At 66.2% G+C, this 7,683-nt stretch carries 6 protein-coding genes and 2 pseudogenes; 3 read left to right on the forward strand and 5 right to left on the reverse strand.

Features of this window, described 5'->3' with window-relative positions; all coding sequences use genetic code 11:
* Together H293_RS59010 and H293_RS0148380 are read right to left on the reverse strand one after the other, a co-directional pair.
* Positions 1-1,756, reverse strand: a pseudogene (locus H293_RS59010) (hypothetical protein); the annotation flags it as partial.
* Positions 1,757-2,491: 735 nt separating this feature from the next.
* A complete protein-coding gene (locus H293_RS0148380) occupies positions 2,492-3,337 on the reverse strand; it encodes a helix-turn-helix domain-containing protein (protein ID WP_020124942.1) in 846 nt (281 codons plus the stop codon).
* 92 nt (positions 3,338-3,429) lie between these two features.
* Here H293_RS0148380 and H293_RS0148385 point away from each other — a divergent pair, with 92 nt between their 5' ends.
* The gene (locus H293_RS0148385; RefSeq protein WP_259294750.1) at positions 3,430-4,272 is read left to right on the forward strand and encodes an SDR family oxidoreductase; all 843 of its coding nucleotides are present in this window, start codon (positions 3,430-3,432) and stop codon (positions 4,270-4,272) included.
* Positions 4,273-4,811: 539 nt separating this feature from the next.
* Here H293_RS0148385 and H293_RS0148390 read toward each other — a convergent pair.
* The 3 genes and pseudogenes from H293_RS0148390 to H293_RS0148395 all read right to left on the reverse strand — a co-directional run bounded on the left by H293_RS0148390 (position 4,812) and on the right by H293_RS0148395 (position 5,711).
* Positions 4,812-5,027: an acyl-CoA dehydrogenase family protein gene (locus H293_RS0148390; RefSeq protein WP_106968645.1), complete on the reverse strand. Its 216-nt coding sequence runs from the start codon at positions 5,025-5,027 to the stop codon at positions 4,812-4,814.
* Positions 4,997-5,073, reverse strand: a pseudogene (locus H293_RS61975) (helix-turn-helix domain-containing protein); the annotation flags it as partial. The gene H293_RS0148390 and the pseudogene H293_RS61975, both read right to left, overlap by 31 nt.
* Positions 5,074-5,321: 248 nt before the next feature.
* A complete protein-coding gene (locus tag H293_RS0148395) occupies positions 5,322-5,711 on the reverse strand; it encodes a MarR family winged helix-turn-helix transcriptional regulator (protein WP_020124945.1) in 390 nt (129 codons plus the stop codon).
* Positions 5,712-5,713: 2 nt separating this feature from the next.
* On the opposite strand from H293_RS0148395, the gene H293_RS52405 reads away from it, so the two are divergent.
* On the forward strand, positions 5,714-7,141 hold the full coding sequence (locus H293_RS52405) for an MFS transporter (protein ID WP_078612960.1): 1,428 nt from the start codon (positions 5,714-5,716) through the stop codon (positions 7,139-7,141).
* Entirely contained in the window at positions 7,138-7,605 is a 468-nt protein-coding gene (locus H293_RS59635; protein WP_020124947.1) for an alpha-N-acetylglucosaminidase TIM-barrel domain-containing protein, read from the forward strand. The genes H293_RS52405 and H293_RS59635 overlap by 4 nt, the downstream gene beginning before the upstream one ends.
* The last annotated feature ends 78 nt before the right edge of the window (positions 7,606-7,683 follow it).

The following is a 7,683-nucleotide window of genomic DNA, read 5'->3' on the forward strand; positions in this document are numbered from 1 at the left end:
GCGTGTCCACCACGACCGGGACACCCAGCCCGTCCAGCGCCCGGCGGACCTGCTCGGCATCACCCAGCACCGACGGGCCCTCACCCACCGGCACCACCCGCACCCCAGACCCCACAAGCCCGCCATCAGGCCCGCCCGTCAAGCGCTCATGCAGATGCTCACGCACCCCCACCTCAACCGGCCCCGGACCCGCCGAACCCCGCAACGCCGCAAGATCAACCAGAAGCCGCTCCCGCACCTCCGCAGACCCACCCAGCAAACGCCCCCACAACTCACCCTCACCACCGGCCACCGCCCACCCGTCCGGCACCGACGACAACGGCAACGGCGACACCAGCGGAGGCGGCGACACCAGCGACGAGGACAGCCCACTTTCCGTCACGGGCAGCAGCCCACCCGGAACATACGGCGGCGGAGGATCAGCAAGCATGTCGACATCCACGCCCGCGTCCGAGCCCTTGCCCACGCCCTTGACCGTGTCCGCGTCGGTGCCCTGGCCGGCGTCGCTGCCCTTCCCCGCCTCGGTGACCGGCCCACCGCCCGAGGGGCCCCGGAACCCGCCGGTGAGCCTGTCGACCACACGACGCAGCCCCGCACCACCATTCACACCGGCACCGCTGAACACCGCCTCAGGAGCAGCACTCAGACCCGCACCCAGGAACGTCGTCCAGTTCCACGACCAGTCCCCATAGAAAGCGCCATTGATGAGTACCTCCGCAGCCGTCTCACCCACACCCGCCGCAAGGAACTCGTCCGTACCCTTCAGCCCGTAATAACCCCCCAACGCCCACGGCCGGCCCGTGTTGGACTGCCCCACCCCGCCATGACGCCACGCATTCGGGCTGATCCGGAAATGATAAGAATCCGGAAAACGCCCCGGACCGCCAGAATGCGGATGCGGGCCCCCGCCCAGCCCATGACCACCACCCGACTTCCCACCAGGAAGCCGATTCACATCCGGCCCCGGACTGCCATCAGGACCCGGCCTGTGATGCGGCCCCCCGGTCAGATGACCCACGCCACCCGGCCCACCACCCGGACCGGGCTTGAAATCAAGACCATCCTTCAAAAAATTCAGCTTGTAACCATCAACAACATTCTTGCCAAAGGCCCCCACAAGACTGGTGAGCCCACCCGCCAGGAAACCGGTCAAGCCAGAGAGATAAATATCCTTGCCGTCAAGCCCCTTCGGCCGGCGCCCGGACGGACCGAACTGCATCAACGCCAACTGCACCGCAATTTCCTGAAGAATCTCATCGATCGCCTCGGTCAGCGACGGCGAGATATGCAGAGTCTTCAGCAGACGATTCAGCGTCAGAAGGAGCACAAGACGCGAACGCAGCTTCGCCAGAAAAATCTGACTCGCCGACAGACCACCCGTGAAATATGAGAGCACCGTCAGAAAAGCAATCTCAGCCGCGAGCCGGACAAGCTCCGCAACGAGATCCCACTGCATCTTCACAATATTCATGGATGCCTTACGGCGATTCTCCGCAATACCATCCAGAGCACGAGCAAAATCACGCAGAATATTCTGGCCGCCCTCACCGATGAGCGGACCCACCGCCCGCCGATAAGCCCTGGCCACCTCATCCGGCAAAGCCTTGACTATATCATCGCTCACCTTGGCCAGCACACTACGCAACGCATCCTGATCCAGCCGCGCCGTCACATAATTCAGACGATCGTAAAACGCTTTCTCTGAATTAGCATCAGGAAACAACTCGCCTATCAAGGCAAAGAAAAGATTACGCACCCACTGCGGGAGATTATCCAGAGGGTTACCCGACATAAAAGCCATCGACCATCACCCCCTGACACATACGGACATGACGACACAGCCGCCGAGAACCGGGCGAGTCACGGAATCCAACAGACCAGGGGACATGCCGGTGAAATGGCCCGAGTTCACACACGGATGGCGAATCTTGCGAGCTCTGCCGTCAGGTGATGGCTGAGGACGCACCAACCGGCCACACCGCACACCGGTTCGCGACACATCGCCCCCTCCCGCGGCTGCGGCGGACGACGGTGTTCTTCAGCACCGAGGCGGCAGCGCAGAGGTCTAACTCAACTTATGAACATGGCAACTTGCCATGGGTGAAGTGAGGAGCTGATGACCGTGAAGCGAAATGGAGGGATCGTAGGGGCGGGTGGCGTCGCGTCCCGAAGTCACACGATGACCCGCTGGGCCGGACGTCGGACCTCTACGCAGACCGGGGGCTGGCGGGCCGGCCCGAGAACCCCGTACCTCACCGCCACGGGCACCCGGTGGGTAGCATCGGGAGCGGCCAGCTCGCGGACGAGCGGGCACATCTTCGGATGGCAGGTTCGCCTGCAACAGATACGCCGCAGCCCTCCGCAGCACCTCGTTCTCCTACGCCAGCAACGGGATCCGCTTTCGAGCCTCGCGCAGCTCGGCCGGCTCACCGGCCACCGTCGCGGGCGCAGTGCCTTCATCGGATCCGGCGCGGCGCAGCCACCTTGTCACTCATCCGTGCAACTGTCCCGTATTCGGCTCCTGGTCGGGTGCGACCAGCGAAGCGAGCTTTGACAGGGCGACAGCCGAGTTCGTGCCCGGCCGGGCGTGGAGGAACAGCGCCTCCAGACCGTCCGTACCCAGCGCGGCGAACTTCTCGACCAGCAACTCCATGTCGCCTACGCGCGGATGCCTGAGCAGAAGGGTGCCACCATGGGCCGTGCGTACATCGTGCCGTGCCCACAGCTGTCGGAACCTGACGCTCTTGAGGGACAGCTCGCCGATGAGCGCATGCACGCGCTCGTCCTCCGTCTCCGGCCCGATCTGGGCGCGCAGATGGGCTACCGCGACGGCCGTGGATCGCTCCCAGTTAGGTTGGGTGACCGGTGCGGCCGGGTCGGTGAACAGCGACTTGAGCCAGTTCGCACCCGGAGCCATCATGGGTGACAGGGCACGGGCCAGGGCATTGGCGGCCCGTACCTCGCCGTATCGATCGACGACGGCCGCGGGCACGTTGAGGGTGGGCAGCAACATCAACAGGCCGACAGGCACCTGATCCTTCCGCCACGCGGGGCGACGTGGTGGCCGGGGGCCGCCGAGTGCCATCAGATACGCCGTGCCCTCAGCGTCGAGCTGGAGCGCGACGGCGATCGCCCGGAGCACCTGAGCGGAGGGATGGCGGTCACGTCCCTGCTCAAGACGGATGTAGTACTCGGCGCTGATCCCGGCCAGCATGGCGACTTCTTCGCGCCGTAGCCCTGGCACCCGGCGCAGATTGTTCCCAGGCGGCAATCCCACTTCCGTCGGCGTGATGAGTTCACGCCGGGCTCGCAGGAAGTCGCCCAGGTCGTTGTCCACCTGTGCATCGTAAGCCTGAGAGTCATGGGGTGGGTGTCCCTGCCACTACCAGGAACACCAGGGGCTGTCATCTGTGTTCCGTCATCGGTGAGATGGCAGGCATGACGACACGCACATGGTTCATCACCGGAGTCAGCAGTGGTTTTGGGCGGCAGATGGCCGAGCAACTGCTCGCCCGTGGCGACCGCGTCGCAGCGACAGTCCGCCTCAAGGGCTCGGCCGACGATCTGCGAGCCCGATACGGCGACCGCTTCTGGCTCGATGACCTCGATGTCACCGACCTGCCCAGGGTCAGGGAGGTCGTGGACGCCGCCTTCGGCCGTTTCGGCCGCGTGGACGTCGTCATCGCCAACGCGGGATACGGCCTCTTCGGCGCTGCGGAAGAGTGCACCGACGAACAGGTGCAGCACCAGATCGCCACCAACTTGCTCGGATCGATCCAGACGTTCCGCGCCGCTCTGCCCTACCTGCGCGAGCAAGGCGGTGGCCGGTTGATCCAGCTCTCCTCGGTCGGCGGACTCACGGCGGCCGCGGGCGCCTCGCTGTACAACGCGAGCAAGTGGGGTGTCGAAGGTTTCATGGAGGCGCTCGCCAAGGAGGTCGCGCCGTTCGGCATCGGGGCGACGCTGGTCGAGGCGCACGGCGCGCCGACCGAGTTCGGCCGCGGCAACCTCCAGGTCGCTGAGCCGCTCGCGGCTTACGACGGAACACCGGCCTCGTTCATACGGAACATCAAGAACGGCTCTGTTCCACTCGCCGGTGACCCGGCGAAAATCGCGGCTCGCATCATCGGCAGCGCAGAGCAGGATCCCGCTCCGATGAGGCTGGTGCTGGGCAAAGACGCCTACGAGGGGTCCGCTGCCGCCTTGCGCGACCGTCTGGCACAGGTGGAGTCGCAGAAGACCACCGCGGGAGAGACCGACAGGGATTCCTGACGGTCACCGGCCATGGCTTTCCCTGCCGGTATGGCTTCGCATCACCCGGGAGCCCGCACCGTGACGGTCCCGGGTCTGTGGCTTCAGACTGCCCGGCGGAAGCAGGAATGGTGGACGTGCCGCGTCAGACGTCCACGAACGTCGAACTCAGGGGGCCCATTGGCTGCGCAGTCGGCCTGCCGGATGGGGAACGCGTCAGGGTCCCGGCCTGACGTCGGGCAACGCCCGGCAGACGTACGCGCCCACGTGATGACCGTGAGCGGCACCCGAACCCGGCCTCCGCCAGCGGCAGTCACAGGTGCATGGCAGGGCGTACGCGCCCCATGGCACCCGCGTCGCCTCTGGAGGAAGCGGTCGAACTCCGCCTCGCCCGCGTTCGCCAGCGCATGTACCACCCACAGGCGGTCGTCGGCCGTCACGACGTGCCCGCCGGGCGTCGGGGCACGGCGGTGGTCCGGGAGGTCCGTCGCGCATTCCGTACCGTCCGGCCTCACCCCAATCGAAAGAGCAAGGTTGGACAGCCGCGCGCCGTCGTGCGCTCAGCCCACCTGCACCGGTGCGCCCGCCCCGGTCACCAGCAGGCCGTGGTTCTCGGTGGTGAGGTAGGTCGACAACTGGGCATGGCAGGCACCGACGTTGAGGTCCCGCCAGAAGCGCTGCAGCGGATTGTCGAGGGCGAATGCGCTGGAGTCGTGCAGGTCCAGCAGCAGGTCGACAGTGCGCAGGAACTCAGCACCATCTGGGCTCGCCGCCAGGTCACTACCGACCCGGTGCCCGGCGGATGATCCGCAGCAGCCGCATGCCCTCATCGTCATCGATCTCGCGCACGTGCAACCGGCATACCAGGCACAAACACCTCGCGCCGTTGCACGACGCCAGGGCACGCAGGACCGCCGCGGGCTACCGGACTGGAACTGGCTCAGACCGACGAAGGGTCACAATCTCGAAGATTGAAGCGGGATTTCCCATCACGCTTTTGGCCGCGGCGGCTGACCACAGCCTAGCGACAACCACCATGCGCTACAGGGCGAAGGTGGCTTGATGCGGCACTAGCCGTCGAGCATCTTCGCCAGCACCTCGCGTTGCAGCGGCAGTACTTCGGAGTGCAGTTCACGGCCCTTGCGGGTGAGGGACACCCAGACGCCCCGGCGGTCCTCCTCGCACATGGACCGCTCCGCGAGGCCCTCCTTCTCCAGGCGGCCGATCAGGCGGGACAGCGCGCTCTGGCTGAGATGCACCCGGCCGACGAGGCTCTGCACCCGGCACTGGTCGCTCTCCCGGGGCGACTCGGTGGCAAGGATGTCGAGCACCTCGAAATCACTCGCGCCCAGACCGTGCGGGTGCAGCACGCGCTCGATCTCGGACATCGTGCGCGCGTGCACCGACAGGATGTCCCGCCACCGCTCCTCAAGGCCGGTACCGACCGTGTTCACCGCCATACATGCACGGTAACACCGATCCGGTCACCGAGAGGACAGAACGTTCAGTCTTGCCTAATCCTGCGGGCAGAACTAGATTCCAGTGGTCAGCGGCCGTTCAGACCGTCATTTCTGAGGTAACCCACATGCCCCTACGACCCGTGCGGCAGGGCGAGCTGAGTCGTTCTCCACGCACTGAGTCAACCGCGCGACTCTGGCCGATGCTGGCGGCGATGTTCCTGATCAATGTCTTCGGCTATGCGGCGATCGGCGGAGTGCTCTCCGTTCTGTTGCCGACGCAAGTCAGGCTCATCGCCGGGAATGCGGCCCCCTCCGCCCTCGCGCTCATCACCGGTGCCAGCGCGATCGCCTCGCTCGCAGTACCCCCCGTTGCCGGCCTGCTCTCCGACCGCACCCGAAGCATGTGGGGGCGGCGAACCCCATGGATCCTCTTCGGTGGCCTCGCGACAGGCGCTTCACTCCTGCTTCTCGGTGCGGTCGGATCGATCACTGGGCTGCTCACCGGCTGGTTCCTGGTGCAGGGCACCGTGAACGTCGGCCTGAACGTCGTCCTGGCGACCATCCCCGATCGGATCCCACCGCGGCGCCATGGTCTCGCCAGTACGGTGCAAGGGCTGGGTCTGCCCGTCGGGAGTGTGCTCGGAGTCCAACTCGGAGCGTTCTTCGTGGATTCCGTGCTGACGGGCTACACGGTGTTGGCAGTGGCCTTCGTGTTCGCCTCGGCCGTGTCGGCTTGGGTGGCCCGGGAAGCGCGACGCCGTCCGGAGGGCGAGCGCGTACCGCGCAGTGTGGGTGAGGACGTGCGGCAACTGTTCGCCAGCCTCGGCGACCGGGACTACCGTTGGGTCTTCGTCTCGCGGGCCGTGCTGTACCTCGGCTACAACATGGTCAACGGATTCACCCTCTACATCCTCCAGGACTTCATCGAGCCTCCCCCAGGCACGAAGCCCGCCGACGGCGTCGCCACCGCCCTGACGATCAGTCTGGTGTTCCTCACCGTGGGAACCGTCTGCGCCGGGCCTCTCGTCGACCGTTTCCGCCGGCACCGCAGCTTCGTGCTGGTGTCGTCTCTGCTGCTTTCCATTGCGTTGTTCGTCCCTCTGGCGTGGCAGACGTGGCCCGCGTTCCTGGTCTGCACCGCACTGAGCGGGTTCGCCCTGGGCCTTTATCTCGGAGTGGACCTGGCTCTGGCGACACTTGTACTGCCGAGGGCCGGTGACACCGGCCGTGATCTCGGCGTGTTCCACGTCGCGCTGACCGCGCCTCAGGTCATCGCCCCCTTCCTCGCCTCACTCGCGGTGACGACCCTCGGCGGCTATCCAGCGCTGTTCCTGCTCGGCGGCGCCATCGCGCTGATCGGTTCCCTGGCGGTCCTGCGGGTCCGTCCGCAGGCCTTGGCCGAGCACCACCATCCGTTGGAGACCGCATGAACAAGACCCAGCACCGTGCGATGCCCACGGCGGCAGCCGAGGCGGCGATCCGCAGGCTCAGCGGATTGCCCGAGAGCGCCGTCCACGTCAGCATCACCGAACGGATCGGCGACGGCTTCCGGGCCTTGTCAGCCGATGGGGTCCTGACCGTTGTCGCGTCCGGCGCAGGTTCGGCGGTCGCCGGTTACGCCGCCTTCGCGCGCCGGACGGGTGCCGCCCATGTCTCGCGCCTCGGGACCCGTCCGATCGGAGGTGAACTACCGGCAAAGGCAACGGTGTCGGGCGACGCCATGATGGGCCATCGGATCGCGTACAACTTGACGGTCGGCGGTTACACGACCCCCTTCTATGACTGGGCGCAGTGGGAACACGAGATCGACCTGCTCGCGGCCGGCGGGGTGACGGCAGCACACCTGACACTTGGTCAAGAACTTGTCCTTCTAAGCACAATACCAGTGACTTAACGGTCTCGACTGGTAGGTTGTCTGCCCAGGAGGTGCCTGGATGCCACGCCCTGGGCAGGTCAAGCCGGAGAGTGACGA

This window comes from Streptomyces canus 299MFChir4.1 (assembly GCF_000383615.1).
Lineage (GTDB): Bacteria > Actinomycetota > Actinomycetes > Streptomycetales > Streptomycetaceae > Streptomyces > Streptomyces canus_C.

Bases quoted from the DNA above. Each gene is read 5' to 3' on its own strand.
- H293_RS0148385 (WP_259294750.1), top strand. From the start codon at position 3,430: ATGGCAGGCATGACGACACGCACATGGTTCATCACCGGAGTCAGCAGT.
- H293_RS59635 (WP_020124947.1), top strand. From the start codon at position 7,138: ATGAACAAGACCCAGCACCGTGCGATGCCCACGGCGGCAGCCGAGGCG.
- H293_RS0148395 (WP_020124945.1), bottom strand. From the start codon at position 5,711: ATGGCGGTGAACACGGTCGGTACCGGCCTTGAGGAGCGGTGGCGGGAC.
- H293_RS52405 (WP_078612960.1), top strand. From the start codon at position 5,714: ATGCACGGTAACACCGATCCGGTCACCGAGAGGACAGAACGTTCAGTC.